Here is a 23,288-nt window from a genome sequence, read left to right as displayed (position 1 = left end):
GGTGGCTCGTCAGGGTGGCGCCCCGTAGCCTGCCGCCATGACCGTGCAGTCCGGAGACAGAGTTGTCGAGGTGGTGACGCTGGCGTCGCGGCCCGAGCTCGGGCCCTTGCTCGACGGGTTCGACGGGGCGTGGCCGGAGTTCATGCGCTGGGACCCGATGGGGGCGCTCTATTACGCGGTCGTCGAGGAGGTCTATCCGGAGTTCGCGCTGGTCGCGCTCGACCCGGAGGTGCCCGACCGGGCGATGGCGTGCGCCTTCAGCGTGCCGCTCGCGTGGGGCGACGAGCCGCTGCCGACGGGCGGCTGGGACCGCATGATCCAACGGGCGACGCTCAACCGCACGCTCGAGACGACGCCGACGATGGTGTCCGCGCTGGAGATCTGTGTGCAGCCGGATCTGCGGGGGCGTGGGCTGTCGGGGGTGATGCTCGCCGCGATGCGGGCCAACGCCGCCCGGCTCGGCTTCGACACGCTCGTCGCGCCCGTACGCCCGAGCGGCAAGCACGCGTTTCCTGACGTGCCGATGGAGGAGTACGCAGCGCGGGTGCGTGACGACGGACTCCCCGAGGACCCCTGGCTCCGTACGCACGTGCGTGCCGGCGGCGTCATCGAGGCCGTCGCCCCGCGTTCGATGGTCGTCTCCGGCACGCTCGACGAGTGGCGCGGCTGGACCGGGCTGCCGTTCGACACCACCGGCCCGGTCGAGGTGCCCGGTGCGCTCGCGCCTGTGCACTGCGACGTCGCGCAGGACCACGCGGTGTACGTGGAGGCGAACGTGTGGGTGCGGCACCGGACGGGGTGAGCGGTCGTCACCGACCGCGCTCCACCTCCTCGCGGAGCCGCGCGAACTCCTCGGCCAGCCGCGAGAGCGTGTAGTGGGCGTTGAGTCCGCTCGGGTTGGGCAGCACCCAGGTGCGTGCTCCTCCGAGGTGTCGCTCCTGCGGGCCGATGACCGCGGCGGGTTCGTGGAACGCCGCCCGGTAGCCGGTGATGCCGAGGACGGCCACCCATTCCGGTCGTACGCGGGCCGCCAGCGCCTCGAGGTCCCGCCCGCCCGCGACGAGCTCCTCGCGCGTCAGCTCCGCGGCGCGGGCGGTCGTCCGGGTGACGAGGTTGGTGATGCCGAGGCCGTGGTCGAGCAGCGCGTCCCGTTCCCAGGGCTCGAGGCGGCGCTCGGTGAATCCTGACAGGTGCAGTGCCGGCCAGAACCGGTTGCCCGGCCGGGCGAAGTGCAAGCCGGTCGCCCCTGAGTACAGCCCCGGGTTGAGTCCGCAGAACAGGACACGGAGGCCGGGGCGCATCCAGTCCGGGATCGTACGGCCCTCGGCTGACGCCACCTCCTGCGGAGTCGGGCGCGGCGGTGGTCCGTCACGATCGGCCTCCCTCGCACCGTTCTGCCGAGCCATGGGTGTCAGTGCTCGCGCAGCAGCGTGCCGGAGCCGGTGACCTGGTCGTCGATGCCGTGCTCGCGCAGGGCGTGCCACAGGGTCGCGGCGTTGATCGCGACGACCGGTTTGCCGAGCTCGGCCTCCAGCGCCTCCGCCAACCCGACGAACGAGAGGTTGGTCCCGACCTGCACGATCGCGTCGACGTCCGGACCGTCCAGCTGCGCGACCACCTCGCGCAGCCGCGGCTCGTCGACGCGCGCGATGTCCGTCGCCGTCGGGCAGCGCAGTCCGGTGATCGCCGCGACATCGAAGCCTGCCTCGGTGAAGAATCGCCCGACCTCGACGTCGGCGACCGGCTGGTAGGGCGAGAAGACGGCGATGCGCCGGACGTCCAGCGCCTCGAGCGCGGCTCGGCACGCGCTGGCGCCCGTGGTCACCGGCAGCCCGATGGACTCGCGCAGCCGGCGCTCGAACGCGGCGTTGCCCTCGACGCCGCCCCAGAACGTCTCGGCAGACATGCCCATCACGAGCCGGTCCGGCTCGGCGGTCAACGCATCGCGCACCGCCGCGTCGATCGAGGCACGGATCTGCACGAGAAGCGCCTCGAAGCCCGCGTTGCCGGCCATCGACGGGTCGGCGATGTGCATCGACCCGGCACGGAACGCGACGCCCTCGACACCGGCGCGCCAGTAGTCGTGCTCGACGACGGTGTTGGTGCTGGGCACGATGACGCCGAACACGGCGCGGGGTCCTACGACGTTCGTCACGGCGCCAGAGACTACCGCCTAGGTTGAGTGCGGGTACGAGGAAGCAGGAAGGAGCACGATCCTTTTGACCAGTCGCACGATCGGCATCGTCGGGGGAGGCATCGTCGGGTTGGCCGTCGGGCGCGAGATCGCCTTGCGGTATCCGGACGACCAGGTGGTGGTCTTCGAGAAGGAGGACCGGCTCGGCGCCCACCAGACCGGGCACAACTCCGGTGTCGTCCACGCCGGCCTCTACTACAAGCCCGGCAGCCTCAAGGCCGCGCTGTGCACCCGTGGGCGGAGCCTGCTCGAGGAGTTCTGTGCCGAGCGCGACATCCCGTACGACCGGTGCGGCAAGCTCGTCGTCGCGATCGACCAGGCTGAGATGGGGCGCTTCGACGTCCTGGAGCGGACCGCCCGCGAGAACGGCGTCCCCGGCCTGACCCGCGTCGACGGCACCGGCATCACCGACCTCGAGCCGTATGCGGCGGGTGTCGCCGCCCTGCACTCACCGGCGACCGCGATCACCGACTACGGGGAGATCACTCGCGCGCTCGGGGCGGACATCGAGAAGGCGGGTGGCGTCGTCCACCTCTCGGCGCCGGTCACCGCGGTCGAGCGTCGCGCAGGCGGGATCGCCGTGACTGCCCACGCGCGGGTGCACCAGGTCGATCGGCTCGTGCTGTGCGCAGGCCTGCAGAGCGACCGCGTCGCCGCGCTCGCCGGGACTGACGGCGGGCCGCGGATCGTGCCCTTCCGCGGTGAGTACATGGCTGTCGCCGCCGACAAGCAGGACCGGGTGCGCGGCATGATCTATCCGGTCCCCGACCCTCGCTACCCGTTCCTCGGCGTGCACTTCACGCGCCGGGTCGGCGGTGGCCTCGAGGTCGGGCCCAACGCCTTCCTGGCGCTGAGCCGGGAGCGGTACGGCCGCGCGTCGTTCTCGGCCCGCGACCTCGCGGACACGGTGACGTGGCCGGGCTTCTGGCGCTTCGCCGGTGAGCACTGGCGGACGGGTCTCAGCGAGATCCGTGGCGTCCTGTCCACGCGGTCGTACATGAGGGCCGCGCAGCGCTACGTCCCGTCGATCGGCGCGGACGACGTGACGCGCCACGGGCTCGGCCTGAGGGCGCAGGCTGTGGCGCGCGACGGGTCGCTCGTCGACGACTTCGTGATCGACCACAGCGACGGCATCACGGCGATCCGCAACGCGCCCTCACCGGCGGCGACGTCGAGCCTTGCCATCGCCGAGCACGTGGTCGACCGGCTGGGGCTGGGCCGCTGAGGCGCCGCCGCCCGTCGTTCTGTCAGCGCCGACGTCCATGACGGCCGACGGCGCGACGGGTGCGGTGAGGGTCGAAAGGTGCCTGTGGACGGATGCGCTAACGCCCGCGGGTGGGGGTCTCGAGGGCGCCGACCTCCTGCTCTGCGTCGCCGTAGTAGTCGCGCAGGACCCGCTTCGCGACTCGGTCGCCCCACCGCTCGAGCCGGCGCCTGCCGGCCTCGCCGCGGTTCAGGACGCGATAGCGGACGGTGTTGGCGGCGATCGCCGCGGCTATGGCCCAGGGGAGGCGTACGGGCAGGCCGAGCTCCCGCATGCTGCGGGGGCCGAGGAACGCGGTCAGCATCGACAGCGTGCGCTCGCGACGGAACCGCCCGTACGGCAGCGCGCCGACGGTCTCCATGATCGCCTGGGCGAGCTCGGGCCCGGCGGCGGTGATGTCGGCCTGCGCCCGTACGACGTGGTAGTTGAGCCGGTGGCGCTCGCGCTCGCTGTCGACGAGCCACTGCTCGTCCACGCCCATCAGCCAGCCCACGTACTTCCACAGGTGCATGACGGCGTGCGACTCGTCGCGCGTGATCGGGACGCCCAGCGCGCGCGACCCGAGAAGCAGGACGCCGTCGAACAGGCCGAGCGTGGCGGCCTGATCCGTCTGGTTGATCGGCAGGCCCCACCGCTCGACGTCCCACGTCTCGCCGAACGCGTGGTTGACGAGCGCGTGCATCGCGCGGACATGGACGGTGAGCCGCCAGCCCTCGGCGTACGGGACGAGCGCGCCCGGCTGCATGATCGCGACCGACCACTTCTGGGTCTCGGCGATGCGCCGGCGGGTCATGTTGCCAGTGAGACCCCCGGTCGCGACGAGCAGGTCGGTCGGTCCGCCGAACCGATACCCCCCGATGAGAGAGAGCTGGAGAAGCACGTCGGCGGCATTGCGCCCGAACCGACGGGCGACGCGCCCACCCTCGGCGATGAGCGCGTGGTCGACCCAGTCCGGGGTCGCCTCGACGGTGGCGAAGAAGTCGGCCAGCGCCGGGGGAGGGTCGGCGATGGCGTTCGGACCGTCGGCGAGTCGCGTCGAGAAGTCGCGCATCGAGACGCGTCCGGCCTCGCCTGCTCGCATCCGCATCGCTTCGGCAAGGCGGTTGCCGGCCTCGTCGCACGCGAGGAACCCGGCGCCGAGTCGTGACATGAGGTCCTCGTCGACCTCGCGGACACCTCCGACCAGCTTCAATGGGCGGGCGATGCGGGCGCTGCGCTCCTCGGCCTCGCGGAAGCGGGTCGGGAAGGCCGGGGAGACGGGCGCGACGGGGGCGTCCTCGATCGTGGTCATGCCTTCATCGTGACGCGAGCAATTGCTCGTATACCAGTCGCGTACGGAGTCGCGTACGAAGCCCCGTGTCGAGGCGGCGATCCACCCTCAGCGCAGGTCGGCGAGCACCCGCTCGACCGCGGCGACCGTCCGCTCGACGTCGTCCTCGGTGGTGGCCCAGCTCGACACCGAGCAGCGCAGCACCGCGCGTCCGTCCCACTCCGCCGGCGTGAGGACGGCCGTGCCTTCGGCGAGGATCCGCTCGCCGGCCTCGGTGGTGAGCGCGTCGGTCTCGAGCCGGAGCATCACCTGGGTGTACGCGACGTCGTTGACGACCTCGACACCCGGAAGCCGAGACAAGCGCTCGGCGAACGACTGCGCGTGGGCGACCAGCGTCTCGACGAGCGAGACCAGCCCGCTCCGGCCGAGGCTGCGCAGCGCCGCCCACACCGGGAAGCCGCGGGCGCGCCGCGAGAACTCCGGCACGAGATCCATCGGGTCGTCGCCCGAGCCGGGGATGTAGTCGGCGTCGATCGCGAACGCCGCGACCAGCGCCCCCGGGTCGCGGACCAGCGCGACGCCGCAGTCGTACGGCACGTTGAGCGTCTTGTGCGCGTCGGTCGCCCACGAGTCGGCGTCCTCGATGCCCGCCGTGAGCGAGGACAGGCGCGGGCTCGCCGAGGCCCAGAGCCCGAACGCGCCGTCGACGTGGATCCACGCCCCTGCCTCGCGCGCCAACGGGATGAGCTCGCGGAACGGGTCGAACGCGCCGGTGTGCACCTCGCCGGCCTGCAGGCAGACGATCGTCGGGCCGCTCCCGGCGGTCAGCGCCGTGCGGAGTGCGTCGGGGCGCATCCTGCCCTGGTCGTCGGCGTCGACGAGGACGAGCGTGTCGCGGCCGAACCCGAGGTAGCGCGCTGCGAGGTCGATCGTGTCGTGCCGAAGCGCACCGACGACGAGCCGGATCGGTGGCGAACCGGCGAGCCCGCGCTGCGCGACGTCCCATCCGACCTCGGCGAGCACCCGCTGGCGCGCTGCGGCGAGCCCGGTGAAGTTGGCCATCAGTCCTCCGGTCACGAGGCCGGCCGCGGTCCCGGTCGGCAGGCCGAGTGCCTCGACGATCCATCGTCCCGCCGTCTGCTCGGCTGCGGCGGCGGCGGGCGTCAGCGAGGTCAATGCGCCGTTCTGGTCCCAGATCGAGGTGAGCCAGTCGGCTCCGAGCGCGGCGGGGAGCGCGCCGCCGATCACGAACCCGAAGAACCGTCCGCCTGCGATCCCGGCGAGCCCAGGATCGGCCGTACGGGCGAGCGTCTCGACCACCTCGTCGGCGTCCGCCCCGTCCTCCGGGAGCGGACCTCCGAGCGCGGCGAGCATCTCCTCGTACGACGCCGTCGGCCACACGGGGCGCGCGTCGAGTCCGTCGAGGAACCGTCGTGCCTGGGCGTGAGCAGCGTCGAGCGGGCTGATCCGGTCATTCATGGACATCCACGCTAGCGAGACAGGCGGTGTGCGCCGATGGTGTTTCATGCGAGCGATCGCTCGCCTACGATGCGGGCATGGATCCTGTGCTGGCTCCACGCAAGCGTCCCCGCCAGGCACGCTCCCGCGCGACGGTCGAGCGGATCGTCAGCTCGGGTCGCGAGGTGCTCCTGCGTGACGGCTACGACGCGTTCTCGACCAACCGCGTCGCCGATGCCGCGGACATCAGCCCGGGGTCGCTCTACCAGTACTTCCCGAACAAGCACGCGATCGTCGCCGCCATCGTCGAGCGCTATGCCGACGAGGTCGCGGACCAGGTCGCGGCGTCGCTGACCGACCGGCTCGGAAAGGTCGGGCCGGACATGGTGCGCGCGTGCGCCGACGCCCTCCTTGCCGCGCTCGAGCAGCACGCGGACCTTCTCCGGGTGGTCTTCGAGGAGCTGCCGGCGCGTCAGAACGGCGCCCGCCGCGCTGCGCTCGAGCGTCGCGTGCAGGATCTCGTCGCGGCCTACCTCGCCGCGCAGCCGGGGGCGACCACGGCTCGGCGCCCGGCGGCTGTCGCGTGGGTGCTCGTGCTGGCCGTCGAGAACCTGACCGTACGGTGGGTGCTCGACGCGCCGCCGCTGTCGCGTGACGAGGTGCTCGACGAGATGGTGCGCCTGTGCGTGCGGTATTTGTCCGAACCGGTCGAGTGAGGGAGTCGCTGTGCTGCTGTCGGAGATCCTCGCGCAACGATGGAGCTGCCGTGCGTTCCGTCCCGAGCCGGTGCCCGAAAAGACGCTGCGGGACGTGTTCGCGCTCGCGCAGCGGACACCGTCGTGGTGCAACACGCAGCCGTGGCACGTCCACGTCGTCGGTGGAGAGGCGACGGCGCGGTTCGCGGCGAGCCTGACCGCGCACGTGCAGTCCTCCGCGCCGTCGTCCGACCTGCCCATGCCGGAGGACTACGTGGGGGTCTATCGCGAGCGGCGTCGCGAGTCCGGCTTCGCGCTGTACGCGAGCCTCGGCATCGAGCGGTCCGACCTTGAGGCGCGGGGCACGCAGATGCTCAAGAACTTCTCGTTCTTCGGTGCGCCGCAGGTCGCGGTGGTCACCACCGACCGGAGCCAGGGGGTGTACGGGGCGATCGACTGCGGTGCGTACGTCGCGAACCTCGTTAACGCTGCACACGCCTCAGGCATCGCGACGGTCCCGCAGGCGGCGGTCGCGATGTACTCGGAACACGTACGGGAGTTCCTCGGGCTCGCCGACGACCGGCTCGTGGTGTGCGCGATCGCGCTCGGCTTCGCCGACGAAGACCACCCGGTCAACGGATTCCGTACGAGCCGGGCGTCGGTCGACGAGGCGGTCACGTTCGTCGAGTGACGCAGCGCAGGGCTCCTCGCTCACTCCTCGCGGGGCGCCCGCTCGGCGACGTTCCCCTCGGCCCCGACGAGGGTCACGACGTCGTCCGAGCCGCGGACGGAGCCGCCCGTGATCACGGCGCCCGCGTCGGCCACCACGCCGACCAGGCGCACGCCGGGACCGACCGTGACCCCGTCCAGGAGGACGCTGTCGACGACCTCCGCGCCGGCGGCCACCTCGCAGCCCGGCCCGACGATGCTGTGCCGCACCGACCCTGAGATCTGGCTTCCCGGGGCGAGGAGCGCATCCTGGACGTCGGCCGAGCGTGCTACGCGCGCCGGCAGGCGTACCGGCGCGGCGGTGCGGATGGGCCACCGGGGGTCGTCCAGCCGGACTCCGGTGCGGTCGAGCACATCCATGTGCGCCTGCCAGTAGCCGGGCACGGTGCCAAGGTCGCGCCAGTAGGAGTCGAGCCGGTGCTCGACCACGTGCTGGTTCTCCACGAAGTGGGGCACGAGTTGGTCGCCGTAGTCCTCGAGCTGGCCGTCGGCCTCCAGCAGGTGGTCGAACGCGTCCAGGAGCGTCGTCGTGCGGTAGGCGAATATCTCGGCCGCGACCACGTCGGTCGCTGGTTCGTCGGGCTTGTAGGCGAACCCGGTCACACGGCCGTCGTCGTCGGTCTCCACCACGCCGTGGCGGGAGGGGTCGGGGACGCCGGTGGTAGTGACGATTGTGAGGTCGGCCTCCGCACTCTCGTGCGTCTCGAGGACGTCACGCAGGTCGAGGGTGTACAGGTGGTCGGCGCTGAGCACGAGCGTCACGTCGGGCGCGCGCTCACGCAACGCTTCGGCCTGGCGGGCGAGCGCGTCGGCGTTGCCCTGCGCGAAGCCGCCGCCCTCGGCGCCCTCGAACGGCGGAACGACCCTCAGCCCGCCCCACGAGCGGTCGAGGTCCCAGGGCCGACCGTGGGCCAGGTGCTCGTTGAGCGAGCCCGGGAGGTACTGCTCGATCATCCAGACGTCGCTGATCCCGCTGTGCACGAGGTTCGAGAGCACGATGTCGACGAGACGGTAGGAGCCGGCGACCGGGACGGTGGGCTTGGCGCGTCGCTCGGTGAGCTCACCGAGCCGTCCGCCCTTGCCACCGGCGAGAACGATGGCGATGACATCAAGGGGACGCATGAGGGAACTGTAAGCGGCCGCAGCGCGCCTCGCCGGTCGCGAGTGAGCCGAGGTCCGCAATCCGGACAGAATCTGACCGCTAGCGCTCCTAGCCTCGGGACATGACCACGACACGTATTCCCGCCGACTACGGCGCTGTCAGCCCCTACGTATGCGTCCGCGGAGCAGCCGAGTTCGTCGACTTCATGGTGGCCGCCTTCGGGGCGGTCGAGCGCGGGCGCTTCGCGCTGCCCGACGGGCGGCTCGGACACGCCGAAGTGCTCATCGGCGACCGCGTCGTGATGGCGTTCGACGCGGCGCCGGAGTGGCCCGACTGCATCTCGCTGCTCAGCTTGTACGTCGAGGACGTGGACGCCACGTTCGCGGCGGCGCTGGAAGCAGGCGCTCACGAGGTGACCCCGCTGGCCGATGACGCGTTCGGCAGCCGAGGTGGCCGCGTCCGCGACCCGTTCGGCAACATCTGGTGGCTGGCCTCGCACCTCGAGGACATCACAGCAGAGGAGATGGAGCGCCGCCTCGCCGAGCCCGCGTACCAGCAGCAGATGGAGACCTTGATGGCGACGTTCGACGCGGAGATGCGCTCACGCGTCGGCTGATCGTTTGTCGGCCTGGTCGTGTCACGTCTGGGAAACAATCGCCGCGCACCATGGGCGCATGACCCTCGCGACCGACCGCGCCGACTTCGACGACCCCCGTCTGGCGGCGTTCCTGCAGGAGCATCTCGACGACCTCGCGCCGACCGCGCCGCCGGAGAGCCAGCACGCGCTGGACCTCGACGGGTTGCGTCGTCCCGCCGTGCGCATGTGGTGCGTCGAGGACCCCGAGGGGATCGTCGCGACGGGCGCGCTGGTCGTCGTCGAGCCCGCGCACGAGGAGCTCAAGAGCATGCGGACCCACCCTCGCGCGCGAGGACGCGGGCTTGCGCGCGACCTCGTCGGGCACCTTCTCGACGACGCCCGCACCCGAGGCGTACGACGGGTGTCCCTCGAGACCGGCAGCCAGGACTTCTTCCTCCCGGCACGGGCGCTGTACGCCAAGGCGGGCTTCGAGGTCTGCGGGCCGTTCGGGACGTACGTGCTCGATCCGCACAGCACGTACATGACACGCATGGTGTGACGCGCGTCCTCAGGGCACCCTGGTGAGGTGACCGAGCAGACGTTCGAGGCGGTGGCGCGTCCCCTGTACGAGGGGATGCCCGACGACTTCATCGCGGCGCGCAAGGCCCTCGCGGCCCAGGCGCGCAAGGCCGGGGACGCGCCGCTCGCCCGCCGGATCAGCGCGCTTCGCAAGCCGACTCGAGCGGCGTGGGCGGTGAACCTCCTCGTACGGGGCGACGCTGAGCGCGTGGAGGCGCTGCTCGCGCTGGGCGAGGAGCTGCGTGAGGCGCAAGAGCAGCTGGCCGGGGCGGAGCTGCGCGCGCTGGCCTCGCAGCGGCGCGCCCTGATCGGTGAGGCCGTGGCATCGGCACGCCGTCTCGCGACCGACGCCGATGCGCCGCTGGGTGACGCGGTGGCCGAGCAGCTGACGCAGACGCTGCAGGCGGCGCTCGCCGACGCGGCCGCAGCAGCTGCCATGGAGACGGGGCTGCTGGTCGACGCCCTGACGACGGCGGGGTTCGAGCCGGTCGACCTCGACGGCAAGGTGGCCGTGCCCGAGGCTGTCGCCGAACAGCCACGGACGCGCGCGCCGCGGAAGAAGGCTGCGCCTTCGACGCCCGCCAAGCCGGCCCCGGAATCCGCCCCGAAGCCCGACCCGAAGGCTGCCGAGCGGGCCCGTCGCGACGCCGAGGAGCTCGCGCGCGCCGAGAAGGTGCTCGAGGACATGGGTCGCCGTGCGGCGCAGGCGCACGACCGAGCAGCCGAGACCCGCACGGCGGTCGAGGATCTCCAACAGCGACGCAAGGCCCTCCGTGAGGAGCTTGATGAGGTCGAGTCCGCGCTCGCCGACGCCCGTACGGCCGACTCGTCCGCGCGCAAGGAGCGCGCCGACGCCGAGCGCGACGAGGCCAAGGCCCGCCGTGCCGCCGAACGCGCCCGCGCTGTGAAAGCAACCTGACCGTTTCTCCCGCCGATTCGGTCAGGTTGCTTTCACGGCGCGGACGGGGAGGTGCGTTTCGGGCGAGCCCGCAGGTGCGCGCGCTCGCCCTGCTTGCCGAAGAGGCTGAGGAACTCGACCGGATCGTCGTCGGCCGCGCCGAACCAGTGCGGGGTACGGGTGTCGAACTCGGCCGCCTCTCCCGGTGCGAGGACGATGTCGTGCTCGGCGAGGACGACGCGCAGACGCCCGTTGAGCACGTACACCCACTCGTAGCCCTCGTGCGTCTTCAGGTCGGGCGTGCCGCTGTCGCTGCCGCCGGGGATCACCAGCTTGTACGCCTGGATGCCGCCGGCGCGACGGGTCAGAGGGATCGTCGTCATGCCGAACGCCTTCCGAGGCCGCAGGTGGATGCGGGGGTCACCGGTCGGCGGCGCGTCGACGAGCTCGTCCAGCGTCACCCCGTACGCCCGGGCGAGCGGGAGGAGGAGCTCGAGCGTGGGCTTGCGGGCGCCCGACTCGAGGCGCGACAACGTACTCACGGAGATGCCGGTCTCCTCGGACAGGTCGGCAAGTGTGGTGTCTCGCTCCTGACGCAGGGCCCGCAGGCGGGTCCCGACGGCGTCGAGGGTCTGGTCGAGTGCGTGGTCCATCCTTCGAGTTTGCCATACCGGCAAGGACGTTTGCGAGAATCGGTTGCCGCGACGCACGCTGGGCGACGTGGGGCCACGGTGGCTCCGGGAGAGGACTAGGCATGAAGGACGGGGCGATGAAGGACGCGTACGACGTCGTCGTGGTGGGTGGGGCCGCTGCTGGGCTGAGCGGAGCACTGGTGCTCGCGCGGTCACGGCGCTCGGTGGTCGTGATCGATGCCGGGCAGCCACGCAATGCCCCTGCCGAGGGTGTGCACGGGCTGCTCGCCCGCGAGGGGATGCCGCCGGGTGAGCTGCTGGAGCGCGGACGGGACGAGATCCGTCAGTACGGCGCCGAGATCGCCACGGGCACCGTCGAGGCGGTGACCGGTGGCGTCGGGCGCTTCGCCGTGGCCCTCACCGACGGGCGTACGGTCACGGCCCGTCGCGTCCTCGTGGCGACGGGGCTCGTCGACGAGCTGCCGGAGGTCGACGGGGTTCGCGAGCGATGGGGCCGTGACGTCGTCCACTGCCCGTACTGCCACGGCTGGGAGGTCCGCGACCAGGCCATCGGCGTCCTCGCGACCGGGCCGATGGCGGCTCATCAGGCGCTGCTGTTCCGGCAGCTCAGCGACGACGTCACGGTGTTCGTGAACGACCAGGGTGCACTGCCGAAGGAGCAGGCGGAGCAGCTCGCGGCGCGCGGCGTCGCCGTGGTCGAAGGTGCCGTCGAGGCGCTCGAGATCTCGGGCGACCGGATCACCGGCGTGCGGCTGGTCGACGGCACCACGATCCCGCGCGACGTGGTGGCCGTGGGTGCACGGATGTCGGCGCGAGTCGAGTTCCTCGCGCCCCTCGGGATCAAGCCTGTGGAGCATCCGTCGGGGATGGGGACGCACGTGCCTTGCGATCCCACCGGTCGAACGGACGTGGCCGGGGTGTGGATCGCGGGCAACGCCACCGACCTCAGCGCTCAGGTGGGGGCGGCGGCGGCCGCGGGCGCGTTCGCTGCCGCGCAGATCAACACTGATCTGGTCGCCGAGGAGGCGAGGTCTGCGGTGGCTGCGCGCTGACGGGCGTGGTCGTGCGGCGGAGGACACCAGCCAGCAGGGCCACCGCCGCCCCGCCGACGACGAGGGCGAGCCCGGCTGCCGCGACCCACGGCGGGGGACCGCCGGTCGACGGCAGCGTGCTGTCAGAGCCCCCGTCCTCGCTGTCGGCGGCGTCTGCGGGCGTGCCGGGCGTCCGCGTGGGCGGCGCCGTCGTCGGTTCAGTCGTCGGTTCAGTCGTCGGCTCAGTGGTGGGCTCGGTCGGGCTGCTCGCACAGCTGAGGCATCCGAGGAGGCGCCGGCCTGGTTCGGCGTCGTCCCGGTGTACTCCGTGCCGCTGACGTTCACGAGCAGCGTGGTGACACCCCCCGGCGGCGTCCCTCGGTAGGTGAAGCTGGCGACGTTGCCCAGCTCGGCGGCGGTCAGGTTCAGCACGTTCGTCAGCCCGGCCTCCAGGTCGAGGTAAATCTGCGTGCCCGGGGTGTCGAGCGGTCGTTCCAGGGCCTCGCCGTTCGCGTTGCGTGGCGTGAGGGTCTGCGCGCACGTGCCCATCTCGCGCGTCAGGTCGCGGTACTGGGCGAATGCGCCGGGGATGTCGATGAGGTCGCCAACGGGCTCCGCGACCGACGCGGGTGACTGTCGCGAGGTGGTGCCTTCGATCCGGGGCGCGGATCCGTACGGCGCGCCGGGCTGGACGACCTGGTAGAGGGCGGAGGCGCCGTTCGTGTCGGTGTTGTGGGCGGTGAACGCGTCGCCGTCGAGGCAACCGTCCCCTCCGACTCGTCGGCGTTGAGCGTGACGTCGCCCTCAACGAACACCAAGAAGCTGCTGTTCGCCGGATCGAGCGGATCGATCCGTACGGGGTTGATCCCGTCGAGGTCGGGGTACGCGCGGGGGAGCGGTGCGGACAGCGCGAGGAGAACCGCACCCGTGCACGCAACGACAGTCTCGGCAGCAGCCATGCCGCGGCTTCGCGTGAGGGGGCGCATGAAGGGAGGTGGCACTGCGCGACTCTTCTCGCCTCTCGTCAGAATGGAGGCGTGACCTCGACTTCCGTGCAGACGCTGACGTTCGGCCCGCTGACGATCGCGTACGACGAGACGGTGCTCCAGCCGCGAGCGTGGACGGCGCGTCAGGCCGAGCTCGCGGTCGAGCTCGCGGCCTCGACGCACGACGGTCCGGTGCTGGAGCTGTTCAGCGGTGTCGGCCACATCGGGCTGCTCGTGGCCGCGCGCACGGGGCGCCCGCTGGTCCAGGTCGACGCCAGCCCGCACGCCTGTGCGTGGGCCCGCGCGAATGCGGAAGCGGCAGGTCTGGCCGACGCGGTGACGGTACGGTGTGGCCTCCTCGAGGACGCGCTCGAGCCGCACGAGCGGTTCTCTCTCGTGATCGCCGACCCGCCATGGGTGCCGAGCGCCGAGATCAGCCGGTTCCCCGACGACCCGCCGCTCGCGATCGACGGCGGCGCGGACGGGATGGACCTCGTCCGCAGCAGCCTCGAGGTCATCGGGCGCCACCTGACCGCCGGTGGGTACGCCGTGGTCCAGGTCGGCCCGGAGCGCCAGGCGGAGGCCGTCGTGGAGGCGATCGACGGCCTGCCGCTGACGTGCGTCGCGGTCGAGCGCTATCCGCGCGGTGCGCTCCTCGTGCTCCGTGGCAGCGAGAACGACTGAGCCGTCACTGCCACGCGACGCTGAAGTACTGTGTCTCGCTGAACTCCTCCAGCCCCTCGCGTGCACCCTCGCGACCCAGGCCGCTCTGCTTGACCCCGCCGAACGGTGCGGCCGGATCGGAGACGAGGCCGCGCCCGATGCCGACCATGCCCGCGTCGATCTCCTCGGCGAGACGCAGCGCGCGGCCGAGATCGCCCGCGTAGACGTACGCGGCGAGGCCGTACTCGCTGGCATTGACGTAGTCGAGCAGCTCCTCCTCCGTGCGCCACCTGACGATCGGGGCGACCGGTCCGAAGATCTCTTCGGTGACGACCGGGGAGTCCGGGGCCACGTCGGCGAGCACGACCGGGGCGAGGAAGTGCCCGGTTAGCGTCGGATCGAGCGGTGCGCGGTGCGCGACCGTCGCTCCAGCGGCGAGGGCGGCGTCGATGAGTGCCTGCACGCCCGCGAGCGCCTTGGCTGAGATCAGCGGACCGATCTGGGCGCCGGTTGACGCCGGACCGACGGTCAGCGCCTCGACGGCTGCCCCCAGGCGTGCGGTGAACGCGTCAGCGACGTCGGCATGGATGTAGAAGCGGTTCGCCGCGGTGCAGGCCTGCCCGCCATTGCGGAACTTCGCGACCATTGCCCCTTCGACGGCCGCGTCGAGGTCGGCGTCGTCCGTGACGATGAACGGCGCGTTCCCGCCGAGCTCCATCGAGCTGTTCACGACCCGGTCCGCCGCCTGGCGCAGCAGGATCCGGCCGACGTTCGTCGATCCGGTGAACGAGATCTTGCGGACCCGGGGGTCCGCGAGCCAGGTGCCGACGACTGCGGCCGCGTCGGTGGTCGGGACGACGTTGACGACCCCGTCCGGCACCCCGGCCTCGGTGAGGATCCGGGCGATCGCGAGGGCGGTGAGCGGGGTCTCGGCCGCCGGCTTGAGCACCACCGTGCACCCGGCCGCGAGCGCCGGGGCGATCTTGCGGGTCGCCATCGCGGCGGGGAAGTTCCACGGGGTCACCAGGGCGGCGACGCCGACGGGGCGGCGGGTCACGAGCGTACGGGTGCCGCCGGCCGGCGCCGGGCCGTAGTCGCCGGAGCTCCGCACGGCCTCCTCGGAGAACCAGCGGAAGAACTCGGCCGCGTACATCACCTCGCCGCGTGCGTCGACGAGCGACTTGCCGTTCTCGGCGCAGATGAGCGCAGTCAGCCGGTCGACGTCGGAGACCATCAGGTCGTACGTGCGTCGCAGAATCTCCGAGCGGGCGCGTGGCGCGGTGCGGCGCCACGCGGTCAGTGCGCGCGCAGCGGCGTCGACGGCCGAGGTCGCGTCGGCAGGGGAGGCGTCGGCGACGTGCGCGACGAGGGCGGCGGTCGCGGGGTCGTCGACGACGAAGGTCGCGGCGGTCGACCGCCACTCGCCGCCGACGAACAGGCCGCGCTCGGGATCGAGCTCGGCGAGGTGGCGCTCGAGCGCGGAGGGCTCGTACGTCGCGGTCATGTCAGGCCTCCTGCAGAGCGGTGGTGAGGACGTCGAGCGCCTCGTGGAGAAGGGCGTCGGAGATCGTCAGCGGCGGCAGGAAGCGGATCACATTGCCCCAGGTGCCGCAGGTGAGGATGATGACGCCCTCGGTGTGGCAGGCGGAGGCGAGGCGCTTGGCGAGCGCGGCGTCGGGCTCGCCGGCCGCATCGACGAGCTCGATCGCGATCATCGCGCCGCGTCCGCGCACGTCGCCGATGCGCGGGTCGTCGGCCGCGACGCGGTGGAGTCGGTCGCGCATCAGTGACTCGATGGCACCTGCCCGCGCCACCAGCCCCTCGGCCTCGAGGATCTCGATCGTCGCGAGCGCCGCGGCACAGGCCAGCGGGTTGCCGCCGTACGTGCCGCCGAGGCCCGAGGCGTGCGCGGCGTCCATGATCGCGGCGCGCCCCGTCACGGCGGACAGGGGCAGGCCGTCGGCCACCCCCTTGGCCGTGACGACGAGGTCGGGTACGACGCCCTCGTGCTCGCACGCATACATCGCCCCCGTACGCCCGAAGCCCGACTGCACCTCGTCGGCGACGAACACGACGCCGTTCTCGGTGCACCACTGCGCGATCGCCGCGAGGAAGCCCTCCGCGGGCACCACGAACCCGCCCTCGCCCTGGATCGGCTCGATCACGACGGCCGCGAGGTTGGCGGCGCCGACCTGCTTGTCGATGACATCGAGGGCCCGCTCGGCGGCGAGCCGGCCGTCCTTGATGCCGTCGCGGAAGGGGTACGACATGGGGGCGCGGTAGACCTCGGGGGAGAAGGGCCCGAACCCGTGCTTGTACGGCATCGACTTGGCCGTCATCGCCATCGTGAGGTTGGTCCGCCCGTGGTAGGCGTGGTCGAATACGACGACCGCCTGCCGACCGGTGTGGGCGCGGGCGATCTTCACCGCGTTCTCGACGGCTTCGGCGCCGGAGTTGAACAGCGCGGTGCGCTTCTCGTGGTCGCCCGGGGTGAGCCGGTTGAGGGCCTCGGCAACCGCGACGTACGGCTCGTACGGGGTGACCATGAAGCAGGTGTGTGTGTAGGCGGCGGCCTGGGCGGCCACGGCGTCGACGACCCGCGGTGCGCTCACGCCCACGGTCGTCACGGCGATGCCCGACCCGAGGTCGATGAGCTGGTTGCCGTCGACGTCTTTGACGATCCCGCCGGACGCCTCGGCGGCGAACACGGGCATCGTCGTCGCCACTGCGGCGGGGACTGCGGCGTGCTTGCGTGCCATCAGCGCCTGCGAGGCCGGTCCCGGGATAGGGGTGACGAGGCGACGTTCCTGGGTGAGAGCCATGCAGACAGGATCGGGGTAACGAGGCTATGCCGTCCAATACCGAATATACTGCCTACGTATGCCGTACAGGCATAGGAGGTTTGGAGGCTCGGATGGAGCTGCGGGTGCTCGGCTACTTTGTCGCGACCGCTGACGCCGGCACGGTCAGCGGCGCCGCGACTGCCCTTCACATGACGCAGCCGGCGCTGTCGCGGCAGCTGCGCGGCCTGGAGCGCGAGCTGGGCGTCGACCTCTTCACGCGGTCGCGCGGGCGACTGGCGCTCAACGCGGCGGGCACGCAGTTCCTCCCAGTCGCGCGCGATCTGCTGCGGCGCGCCGACGAGGCCCGCGCTACGGCGTCCACGATGGCGGCGGGGCGTCTCGAGGCGTTGACGATCGCGACCCGGACGACGACGCTGACCGACGTCATCGCGCCGTTCGTGGCGCAGCTGGAGCCTGACGACCCGGTGCCCACCGTGCTGGAGACCGAGGTCGGTGACCCGCACGTGTCGCTGCGCGGCGGCGCCGATCTCGCGCTCGTGTTCGACCGGCCCGGTCCGGACCTCGCCGGTGCGCCGGTCGCCGTGCTGCCGGTGTGGGCGTACGTCCGGACGGACCACGCGTGGGCGCCGCGGGGGAGCGTTGGGCTCGATGAGCTCGTCGGTGAGCGGCTCGTGGTGCTACGCACGGGCATGAGGGCGCGGCACGTGCTCGACGTCGCCGTCGAGAACGCCGGGCTCGCGCTCGGGTCGTACGTCGAGTCGTCCCACCCTCAGGTCGCGCAGGCGCTCGCGGCGGCGGGGCGAGGGATCGCGGTCGTCACCGACGATCCGCGCTTCGCCCTCGTCCCGCTCGAGGTCGACGGCGCCCACGGGCCGCTGCGGGTCCACCTGTGGGCGGCATGGGAGCCCGACCATCACGCGGCCGCGACCCTCGCCGACCTGACCCGTCGGCTGCGGGACTTCTGCGTCGCGCGGTACGGGGCGGGCGTCGCGCCGCCTGCGAGATGAGGGTCAGTGCTTGAGCTGCCACTCGAGCACCGCAGCGAGGATGCCGAGGACGGCGAGTGCGAAGCCGGAGCCGAACATCTCACGTGACCCCCGCTTGCCGGCGATCTGCGCGACGATCCAGCCCAGAGCGGCGAGTCGCACGACGATGACGGCGATCGCGAGGCCGAGCGCCCAGCTTTCGGCGATCCAGCCGACGTACGCGGCAAGCATCAGCAGGACGGGCAGCGACGCGGTCGACGCGATGGGGCGGGCGTCTCGCAGCTCGTGGAGGAGCATCGTGCGCGAGACGGATCCCGTGCTGCGGACGTCGAGGGCGACGGTCTCCGCAAGGGCGTGCGCGATGAAGGTGGAGACCGCCGTGCCCAGAACGACGACGGCTCCGGTCGGTCCGTCGAGGTCCTCGGGGTGGAGCGACACGAGCGCTGCGAGCACCAGGATGTTGCCGTACAGGTATGCGCTGACCCGCGCGGCGGCGCGCTCCCGGTCGAGGGGCGGACGCTTCGTGGGTGGAGACATCACGTATTCATGGTGCACCGTGGTCGCACACTTCGTGCGGTGACGATGGCGCGGCCCGCCCGATCAGCGCGACGGCGCCAGCAGCCGCGCGGGGTTGCGGACCAGCATCTGCTCGAGGTCGGCCTCGCTCGCGCCACCCTCGCGCAACATCGGGACGATGCGCCGGTGGACGTTCTCCATGTGCCAGTTCGGGACATGCGTGGCGCGCCAGCTCGGCGGTGTCACCCGGCTGAAGAACGCGGCGTCGTGCGACAGCACCATGCGGTCGGCGTAGCCGAGACGCAGCAGCGCCAGCACCGTGCGTGCGCGCTTCTCGTCGGCCAGCAGGTGCTCCATCCCGAACCTGTCCATCCCCAGGGTCGCCCCGGTGTCGGCGAGCGCGCGCAGATAGGCGAGGTCCTCGGAGTCGCCACAGTGTCCGACGATCACGCGGTCGGGCGCGACGCCGTGCTTGCCGAGGAACGCGAGCTGGTCGCGGCCGTTCTCCGACGGTGCGTGCGTGTGCGTGGTGATCGGCACCCCGGTCTGCTGGTGCGCGATCGCCGCCGCTGTCATCACCCGCGTGACGTCCGGGGTGCGTCCGGCCCGGTCGGTCACCACCTTGAGCATCCCGGCTCGGACGCCCGTGCCGGCGATGCCGTTCTCGATGTCGGCGAGGAACATCTCCACCAGCGGGTCCGGCCCGTTGATCAGCAGGCCGGGCCCGTGGGTGTGGAAGTACGGCGGCAGCACGTCCGCCGTGTAGTAGCCCGTCGACGCGACGAGCCGGACGCGTGACCGGGCGGCAACCGTCGCCACCCGCGCCACGTCACGTCCGAGACCGAGGACGGTGAGGTCGACTACCGTCCGTACGCCCAGGTCCCACAGGCGGTCGAGGCCCGCGACGGCCGTCTCGACCGCCGCGGCGTCGTCCCACTCCGGATGGGGGAAGTTCAGGTCCAGCTCGGTATGCCCGACGAAGACGTGCTCGTGGATCAGCGTGACCCCGAGGTCGCCCTCGTCAACCGGGCCGGTGAAGGTCTGGACTTCCCCCGACCCCGTCATTCAGCCGTGCCCCGGATCGCCTCGTAGACGGCGAGCTGCTCATCGTTGAAGTTCTCGCGCAAGTAGGTGTCGGCCTTCGTTCGGAACGCCTCGACGTCCACGTCGTCGACGACCTTCAGCGACCCACTGTCCTTCCACTCGGCGAGCGTCTTCTGCTCGTCCTCGTCGACACAGCCCGGAACTTCCTCGACGGCCTTGTCGACCGCCGCCTGCAACGCCTCCTGCTGCTCGTCGGACAGCTCGTCCCACTTCTGGCCGATGATCACCAGGTTGGAGTTGGCCTGGTGCGACGACATGCTGATGTAGTCCTGCACCTCGTCGAGGCTGACGGCGTCGATGTTGACGATCGGGTTCTCCTGGCCGTCGACCGTGCCCTGTTGAAGCGCGAGGAAGAGCTCCTCGTACGCCACCTCGGTCGCGTTCGCCCCCAGCGCCTTGGCGTTCATGAGGAACTGCGGCGACGCGGGGAAGCGCATCCGCAGGCCCTCGAGGTCTGCCGGCGTACGGATCGGCTCGTTGGCGGTGAACTGCCGCATGCCGGCAGACCAGGCGCCGAGCGTCGTCACGCCCGTCTCCTCCTTGAAGCCGTCGAGCAGCTCGTTTGAGTCGTCGCTCTCGAAGAACCGTACGAGGTGGTCGTTGTCGTCGAAGGCGTACGCGGCGTCGAGGACGGCGACCGGCTCGTACACGGCACCGAGCGCCGAGGCGCCTTGGATGTCGATGTCGATGTCTCCGGAGACGACCGAGCTGATCCGGTCGGCGTCGCCGCCGAGCTGGCTGTTGGGGTGGAGCTTCACCGTCACCCCGACGTCGGCGTTCTCGACCTCGTCGGCGATGACCTGGGCTCCGCAGCGGTGCTGCGGTTGGTTCTCGGTGTAGCTGTGCGCGAGCGTGAGCTCGACGTCGCCACCGTCACCTCCCTCGTCGTCGCCCCCACCGCAGGCGGTGAGCGCGAGCACGGGGACGACCGCCCAGACGGCGATCGTGGTGGTACGGCGGAATCGGTGTGTAGACATGGCTACTGGTTCCTTTCTCCGGAGGTCTCCCGAGACCGATGGGTGGGATGGTCGACGTCCGCGTCCTGCGGCGGGGCGGTCTCGGCGGAGACCATCTCGTCGAAGTCGCGGAACATCTCCTCGCGGTGAGCTGTCCTGCCGGTGAGGAGCTCGAAGGTGTCGGCGGCCTGGTGGACCGCCATCCCGGCGCCGCTGAGGGTGGGGCAACCGCGTGCTCGCGCCGTACGGAGCAGCTCGGTCATGAGGGGACGGTAGACGATGTCGGCGACCCAGAGCTGCGGGGCGAGCAGCTCGTCCGGCACGGGTGAGCCGGGGTGCTGGGCCATGCCGACCGGGCTGGCGTTGACGAGTCCGGAGGCGCCGGCGAGCACGGTGGCGAGTGCAGACGGCGCGTGCGTACGGACGTCGAGCGTCGCGCCCGTGCCGGACACCGAGGCGCGCAGGCTCTCGGCGCGGGTCTGATCGGGATCGACGACGTGGAGCCGCGTGGCCCCGAGGTCGGCGAGCGCGTGCGCGACCGCCGTGCCCGCGCCGCCGGCGCCGAGCAGGACGACGTCGTCGAGGTCCGCGCCGGGCAGACCCTCGCGGAACGCGCGGGTGAAGCCGGTGACGTCGGTGTTGTGCGCTGTCGTGACGCCGTCGCGGATCAGGATGGTGTTGAGGGCGCCGATGCGGACGACCTCGGAGGCGAGCTCGTCGACGTACGGCAGCAGGGTCCGCTTGATGGGGTGGGTGACGTTGAGCCCGTCGAAGCCGAGCTCGACCGCCGCCGCGAGGAGGTCGCGCACGTGGTCGGCGTCCACCTGGGTGTCGTCGAGATCGACCACCTTGTAGACGTAGCGAAGCCCGTGCCGGTCGGCCTCGCGCTCGTGCATCGGCGGGGTGAGCGACGGTTTGACGCCCTGGCCGAGCAGGCCGGCGAGGACGGAGCCGCGGCTGTCGTGATGCCCGGTCACAGGCCCAGCTCCTTCGGGAGGTAGAGGATCGCATCGGGCCAGAAGACGATCGCCAGGCACAGCAGGAGAAGCGGGACCATGAACGGTAGCGAGCCCCAGAACACCTCCGACATCCGCGCCTTCGCGATCGCCTGCAGGACGAAGATGACGGTGCCCACCGGGGGAGTGAGCAGGCCGATCATCTGCGACAGGATCATCAGCACGCCCAGCGCGATCGGGTCCACCTCGTACACCGCCGCGATCGGCAGCAGGATCGGGACGGTCAACGTGAGGACGGCGATCGCGTCGAGGGCCGTGCCGAGGACCAGCGACAGCAGGAGCACGAGCAGCAGGAAGACTGTCGGGCTCGAGGTCAGGTCGAGGACCCAGGCCGAGAGGTGTTGCGCGACTTGCTCTCTCGCGAAGATGTAGCCGAGCAGGTTGGCCGACGCGACGATCAGCATGATCGCGCCGCTGGTGAGGACCGCCTCGGTGAGGACCTTGGGCAGGTCGCGGATCTTGAGCGTGCCGTACGCGAAGCCGAGGATCGCCATGTACGCCGCGCCGACCGCTGCCGCCTCGGTCGGGGTGAAGAAGCCGCCGAGGATGCCGCCGAGGATGATGACCGGCGCCCCGAGCGGCGCGATCACGCGCTTGCCGGTCTCCCACACCCGCGCGCCGCTGAACTGGGTGCGCTCGATGTTGGGGTCGCGGCGGACCCAGAAGAACACGACGACGCACAGGCCGAGTGCCATCAGGAGCGCGGGAACGACGGAGGCGGCGAACAGCGCGCCCGTCGACACCGCGGCAAGCCCGGCGTAGATCACGGCGGGGATGCTCGGCGGCATGACCGGGGCGATGAGCGAGGCGGCGCCGGTGACGCCGAGGGCGAACTTCTTGGAGTAGCCGCTGCGGAGCATCGCCGGGATCTGGACCTTGCCGAGCGCGGCGGCGTCCGCGACGGCCGACCCGCTCATCCAGGAGAAGCCGAGGCTCACGCCGACGCTCACGTAGCCGAGGCTGCCGCGCACCCGGCCGAGCAGGGCCAGCGCGAAGTCGAACAGGCGGTCCGCGATACCGGCGTGGTTGGCCAGGCAGCCGAGCAGGATGAACAGAGGCACAGCGAGCAGCGGGAAGCTGGCCGTGGACTGCGCGACGAGGCGCAGCGCGAGGCCCAGCGACTGATCGTTGGTCATGAGATAGAGCAGCGACGGGCCGATGAACGCGAACGCGATCGGGACCCGGATCACCAGGAGGACGGTGATGAGGAGGCCGAGAACGAGGAGGCTCATGCGACCGGGGCCTCCATGTCACGCGTACGGTCCTGCGGCACGCCGACGACGGCGTACTGCACTGCGGCGAACGCGGCGCGCAGGGTGGTGCTCACGAATCCGACCAGCGAGATCGCATAGAGCCACGACATCGGCATCCGCATGGCCGGCGACTTGATGATGCCCTGGTCCATCGTCAGCGACCACGCCTCGGCGGTGAGGGCGGCACCGACGGCCGCGACCACGACACACGAGATGACGCGGACGATGCGGCGTACGACTTCGTTGTCGATCGCGTCGACCATCTCGATCGCGATGTGGGAGTCGCTCGTGACGAGCACACCTGCCACGACGAAGGTCAGCCACACCAGGCAGAAGCGGGCGAGCTCGCCCGTCCACGGCCAGCCGTCGAACGGGAGGTAGCGCTGCGCGGCCTGCGCGAGCACGAGGAAGAAGATGAGCAGCAGAGCGGCGATGCCGATCGCCAGCTCGATCGCGGTCAGCACCCGGACGGTCCTCGATGCCCACCGGGGCGGGGCGTCGAAGAACGCCTTCACGCGCTCGGGACCACGCAGGGGTGGTGTGGCGTACGTCAT

At 71.5% G+C, this 23,288-nt stretch carries 24 protein-coding genes; 10 read left to right on the top strand and 14 right to left on the bottom strand.

The window, feature by feature from the left end; all coding sequences use genetic code 11:
- Window positions 1-37 precede the first annotated feature (37 nt).
- The gene (locus HCT63_RS11815) at window positions 38-802 is read left to right on the top strand and encodes an N-acetyltransferase (protein WP_167004536.1); all 765 of its coding nucleotides are present in this window, start codon (window positions 38-40) and stop codon (window positions 800-802) included.
- Window positions 803-809: 7 nt separating this feature from the next.
- On the opposite strand, the gene mug is transcribed toward HCT63_RS11815, so the two are convergent.
- Complete coding sequence (gene mug / locus HCT63_RS11810; RefSeq protein WP_243842998.1) at window positions 810-1,337, bottom strand: G/U mismatch-specific DNA glycosylase; 528 nt, start codon at window positions 1,335-1,337, stop codon at window positions 810-812.
- 74 nt (window positions 1,338-1,411) lie between these two features.
- Window positions 1,412-2,155, bottom strand: a complete 744-nt coding sequence (locus tag HCT63_RS11805) for an arylmalonate decarboxylase (RefSeq protein WP_167004530.1) — start codon at window positions 2,153-2,155, stop codon at window positions 1,412-1,414.
- A 64-nt stretch (window positions 2,156-2,219) separates the two neighbouring features.
- Between HCT63_RS11805 and lhgO the strand changes: the two genes are divergently transcribed.
- Window positions 2,220-3,419, top strand: coding sequence for an L-2-hydroxyglutarate oxidase (gene lhgO / locus HCT63_RS11800; protein ID WP_167004527.1), 1,200 nt, complete (start codon window positions 2,220-2,222; stop codon window positions 3,417-3,419).
- Between the two features lie 97 nt (window positions 3,420-3,516).
- Here lhgO and HCT63_RS11795 read toward each other — a convergent pair whose 3' ends face one another.
- Together HCT63_RS11795 and HCT63_RS11790 are read right to left on the bottom strand one after the other, a co-directional pair.
- Complete coding sequence (locus HCT63_RS11795; RefSeq protein ID WP_167004524.1) at window positions 3,517-4,749, bottom strand: oxygenase MpaB family protein; 1,233 nt, start codon at window positions 4,747-4,749, stop codon at window positions 3,517-3,519.
- A gap of 87 nt (window positions 4,750-4,836) precedes the next feature.
- A complete protein-coding gene (locus HCT63_RS11790; protein ID WP_167004521.1) occupies window positions 4,837-6,207 on the bottom strand; it encodes an aminotransferase class V-fold PLP-dependent enzyme in 1,371 nt (456 codons plus the stop codon).
- A gap of 77 nt (window positions 6,208-6,284) precedes the next feature.
- On the opposite strand from HCT63_RS11790, the gene HCT63_RS11785 reads away from it, so the two are divergent.
- Both HCT63_RS11785 and HCT63_RS11780 read left to right on the top strand, forming a co-directional pair.
- Window positions 6,285-6,902, top strand: coding sequence for a TetR/AcrR family transcriptional regulator (locus tag HCT63_RS11785; RefSeq protein ID WP_167004519.1), 618 nt, complete (start codon window positions 6,285-6,287; stop codon window positions 6,900-6,902).
- On the top strand, window positions 6,838-7,572 hold the full coding sequence (locus tag HCT63_RS11780) for a nitroreductase (protein ID WP_347877936.1): 735 nt from the start codon (window positions 6,838-6,840) through the stop codon (window positions 7,570-7,572). Before HCT63_RS11785 ends, HCT63_RS11780 begins: the two co-directional genes overlap by 65 nt.
- Before the next feature lie 20 nt (window positions 7,573-7,592).
- Here the strand turns inward: HCT63_RS11780 and HCT63_RS11775 are convergent, their stop codons facing one another.
- Window positions 7,593-8,732, bottom strand: coding sequence for a sugar phosphate nucleotidyltransferase (locus tag HCT63_RS11775; protein WP_167004516.1), 1,140 nt, complete (start codon window positions 8,730-8,732; stop codon window positions 7,593-7,595).
- Between the two features lie 101 nt (window positions 8,733-8,833).
- Here HCT63_RS11775 and HCT63_RS11770 point away from each other — a divergent pair, with 101 nt between their 5' ends.
- From HCT63_RS11770 to HCT63_RS11760, 3 genes are read left to right on the top strand one after another with little or no spacing between them, the layout of a single operon-like run.
- A complete protein-coding gene (locus tag HCT63_RS11770) occupies window positions 8,834-9,328 on the top strand; it encodes a VOC family protein (RefSeq protein ID WP_167004513.1) in 495 nt (164 codons plus the stop codon).
- Window positions 9,329-9,386: 58 nt separating this feature from the next.
- Complete coding sequence (locus HCT63_RS11765; protein ID WP_167004510.1) at window positions 9,387-9,848, top strand: GNAT family N-acetyltransferase; 462 nt, start codon at window positions 9,387-9,389, stop codon at window positions 9,846-9,848.
- A 27-nt stretch (window positions 9,849-9,875) separates the two neighbouring features.
- Complete coding sequence (locus HCT63_RS11760) at window positions 9,876-10,787, top strand: hypothetical protein (protein ID WP_167004507.1); 912 nt, start codon at window positions 9,876-9,878, stop codon at window positions 10,785-10,787.
- Between the two features lie 32 nt (window positions 10,788-10,819).
- On the opposite strand, the gene HCT63_RS11755 is transcribed toward HCT63_RS11760, so the two are convergent.
- Window positions 10,820-11,419 carry an XRE family transcriptional regulator gene (locus HCT63_RS11755; protein ID WP_167004505.1) on the bottom strand — a complete coding sequence of 200 codons (600 nt, stop codon included), beginning with the start codon at window positions 11,417-11,419 and terminating at the stop codon, window positions 10,820-10,822.
- Window positions 11,420-11,520: 101 nt separating this feature from the next.
- On the opposite strand from HCT63_RS11755, the gene HCT63_RS11750 reads away from it, so the two are divergent.
- Window positions 11,521-12,471, top strand: a complete 951-nt coding sequence (locus HCT63_RS11750; RefSeq protein WP_243842996.1) for an NAD(P)/FAD-dependent oxidoreductase — start codon at window positions 11,521-11,523, stop codon at window positions 12,469-12,471.
- A 1,016-nt stretch (window positions 12,472-13,487) separates the two neighbouring features.
- Window positions 13,488-14,120 carry a methyltransferase domain-containing protein gene (locus HCT63_RS11740; RefSeq protein WP_167004501.1) on the top strand — a complete coding sequence of 211 codons (633 nt, stop codon included), beginning with the start codon at window positions 13,488-13,490 and terminating at the stop codon, window positions 14,118-14,120.
- A 4-nt stretch (window positions 14,121-14,124) separates the two neighbouring features.
- Here HCT63_RS11740 and HCT63_RS11735 read toward each other — a convergent pair whose 3' ends face one another.
- Window positions 14,125-15,603: an NAD-dependent succinate-semialdehyde dehydrogenase gene (locus HCT63_RS11735; RefSeq protein WP_167004498.1), complete on the bottom strand. Its 1,479-nt coding sequence runs from the start codon at window positions 15,601-15,603 to the stop codon at window positions 14,125-14,127.
- 1 nt (window position 15,604) lies between these two features.
- Window positions 15,605-16,921: a 4-aminobutyrate--2-oxoglutarate transaminase gene (gabT, locus tag HCT63_RS11730; protein WP_167004495.1), complete on the bottom strand. Its 1,317-nt coding sequence runs from the start codon at window positions 16,919-16,921 to the stop codon at window positions 15,605-15,607.
- Window positions 16,922-17,013: 92 nt separating this feature from the next.
- Between gabT and HCT63_RS11725 the strand changes: the two genes are divergently transcribed.
- Window positions 17,014-17,910 carry a LysR family transcriptional regulator gene (locus HCT63_RS11725; protein WP_167004492.1) on the top strand — a complete coding sequence of 299 codons (897 nt, stop codon included), beginning with the start codon at window positions 17,014-17,016 and terminating at the stop codon, window positions 17,908-17,910.
- Between the two features lie 3 nt (window positions 17,911-17,913).
- Here HCT63_RS11725 and HCT63_RS11720 read toward each other — a convergent pair whose 3' ends face one another.
- The 6 genes from HCT63_RS11720 to HCT63_RS11695 form a co-directional block, all read right to left on the bottom strand.
- Window positions 17,914-18,426 carry a hypothetical protein gene (locus HCT63_RS11720; RefSeq protein WP_167004489.1) on the bottom strand — a complete coding sequence of 171 codons (513 nt, stop codon included), beginning with the start codon at window positions 18,424-18,426 and terminating at the stop codon, window positions 17,914-17,916.
- Between the two features lie 63 nt (window positions 18,427-18,489).
- On the bottom strand, window positions 18,490-19,470 hold the full coding sequence (locus tag HCT63_RS11715; RefSeq protein WP_167004486.1) for a phosphotriesterase-related protein: 981 nt from the start codon (window positions 19,468-19,470) through the stop codon (window positions 18,490-18,492).
- Window positions 19,467-20,486, bottom strand: coding sequence for a DctP family TRAP transporter solute-binding subunit (locus tag HCT63_RS11710; RefSeq protein ID WP_167004484.1), 1,020 nt, complete (start codon window positions 20,484-20,486; stop codon window positions 19,467-19,469). The genes HCT63_RS11715 and HCT63_RS11710 overlap by 4 nt, the downstream gene beginning before the upstream one ends.
- A 2-nt stretch (window positions 20,487-20,488) precedes the next feature.
- Complete coding sequence (locus tag HCT63_RS11705; RefSeq protein WP_167004480.1) at window positions 20,489-21,442, bottom strand: shikimate dehydrogenase; 954 nt, start codon at window positions 21,440-21,442, stop codon at window positions 20,489-20,491.
- Entirely contained in the window at window positions 21,439-22,713 is a 1,275-nt protein-coding gene (locus HCT63_RS11700; RefSeq protein WP_167004477.1) for a TRAP transporter large permease, read from the bottom strand. The genes HCT63_RS11705 and HCT63_RS11700 overlap by 4 nt, the downstream gene beginning before the upstream one ends.
- Window positions 22,710-23,288, bottom strand: a complete 579-nt coding sequence (locus HCT63_RS11695; RefSeq protein ID WP_167004474.1) for a TRAP transporter small permease — start codon at window positions 23,286-23,288, stop codon at window positions 22,710-22,712. The genes HCT63_RS11700 and HCT63_RS11695 overlap by 4 nt, the downstream gene beginning before the upstream one ends.

Source organism: Mumia sp. ZJ430, from assembly GCF_011751845.1.
Classification (GTDB): domain Bacteria; phylum Actinomycetota; class Actinomycetes; order Propionibacteriales; family Nocardioidaceae; genus Mumia.
Note: the sequence above shows the minus strand (reverse complement) of the source record. Positions and strands in the feature narration are given on the sequence as shown.

Excerpts from the sequence above, each read along its gene's own strand:
- HCT63_RS11815 (WP_167004536.1), top strand. The coding sequence starts at position 38 with ATGACCGTGCAGTCCGGAGACAGAGTTGTCGAGGTGGTGACGCTGGCG.
- HCT63_RS11795 (WP_167004524.1), bottom strand. The coding sequence starts at position 4,749 with ATGACCACGATCGAGGACGCCCCCGTCGCGCCCGTCTCCCCGGCCTTC.
- HCT63_RS11790 (WP_167004521.1), bottom strand. The coding sequence starts at position 6,207 with ATGAATGACCGGATCAGCCCGCTCGACGCTGCTCACGCCCAGGCACGA.
- HCT63_RS11785 (WP_167004519.1), top strand. The coding sequence starts at position 6,285 with ATGGATCCTGTGCTGGCTCCACGCAAGCGTCCCCGCCAGGCACGCTCC.
- HCT63_RS11775 (WP_167004516.1), bottom strand. The coding sequence starts at position 8,732 with ATGCGTCCCCTTGATGTCATCGCCATCGTTCTCGCCGGTGGCAAGGGC.
- HCT63_RS11770 (WP_167004513.1), top strand. The coding sequence starts at position 8,834 with ATGACCACGACACGTATTCCCGCCGACTACGGCGCTGTCAGCCCCTAC.
- HCT63_RS11765 (WP_167004510.1), top strand. The coding sequence starts at position 9,387 with ATGACCCTCGCGACCGACCGCGCCGACTTCGACGACCCCCGTCTGGCG.
- HCT63_RS11755 (WP_167004505.1), bottom strand. The coding sequence starts at position 11,419 with ATGGACCACGCACTCGACCAGACCCTCGACGCCGTCGGGACCCGCCTG.
- HCT63_RS11750 (WP_243842996.1), top strand. The coding sequence starts at position 11,521 with ATGAAGGACGGGGCGATGAAGGACGCGTACGACGTCGTCGTGGTGGGT.
- HCT63_RS11735 (WP_167004498.1), bottom strand. The coding sequence starts at position 15,603 with ATGACCGCGACGTACGAGCCCTCCGCGCTCGAGCGCCACCTCGCCGAG.
- gabT (WP_167004495.1), bottom strand. The coding sequence starts at position 16,921 with ATGGCTCTCACCCAGGAACGTCGCCTCGTCACCCCTATCCCGGGACCG.
- HCT63_RS11725 (WP_167004492.1), top strand. The coding sequence starts at position 17,014 with ATGGAGCTGCGGGTGCTCGGCTACTTTGTCGCGACCGCTGACGCCGGC.
- HCT63_RS11720 (WP_167004489.1), bottom strand. The coding sequence starts at position 18,426 with ATGTCTCCACCCACGAAGCGTCCGCCCCTCGACCGGGAGCGCGCCGCC.
- HCT63_RS11715 (WP_167004486.1), bottom strand. The coding sequence starts at position 19,470 with ATGACGGGGTCGGGGGAAGTCCAGACCTTCACCGGCCCGGTTGACGAG.
- HCT63_RS11710 (WP_167004484.1), bottom strand. The coding sequence starts at position 20,486 with ATGTCTACACACCGATTCCGCCGTACCACCACGATCGCCGTCTGGGCG.
- HCT63_RS11700 (WP_167004477.1), bottom strand. The coding sequence starts at position 22,713 with ATGAGCCTCCTCGTTCTCGGCCTCCTCATCACCGTCCTCCTGGTGATC.
- HCT63_RS11695 (WP_167004474.1), bottom strand. The coding sequence starts at position 23,288 with ATGACGTACGCCACACCACCCCTGCGTGGTCCCGAGCGCGTGAAGGCG.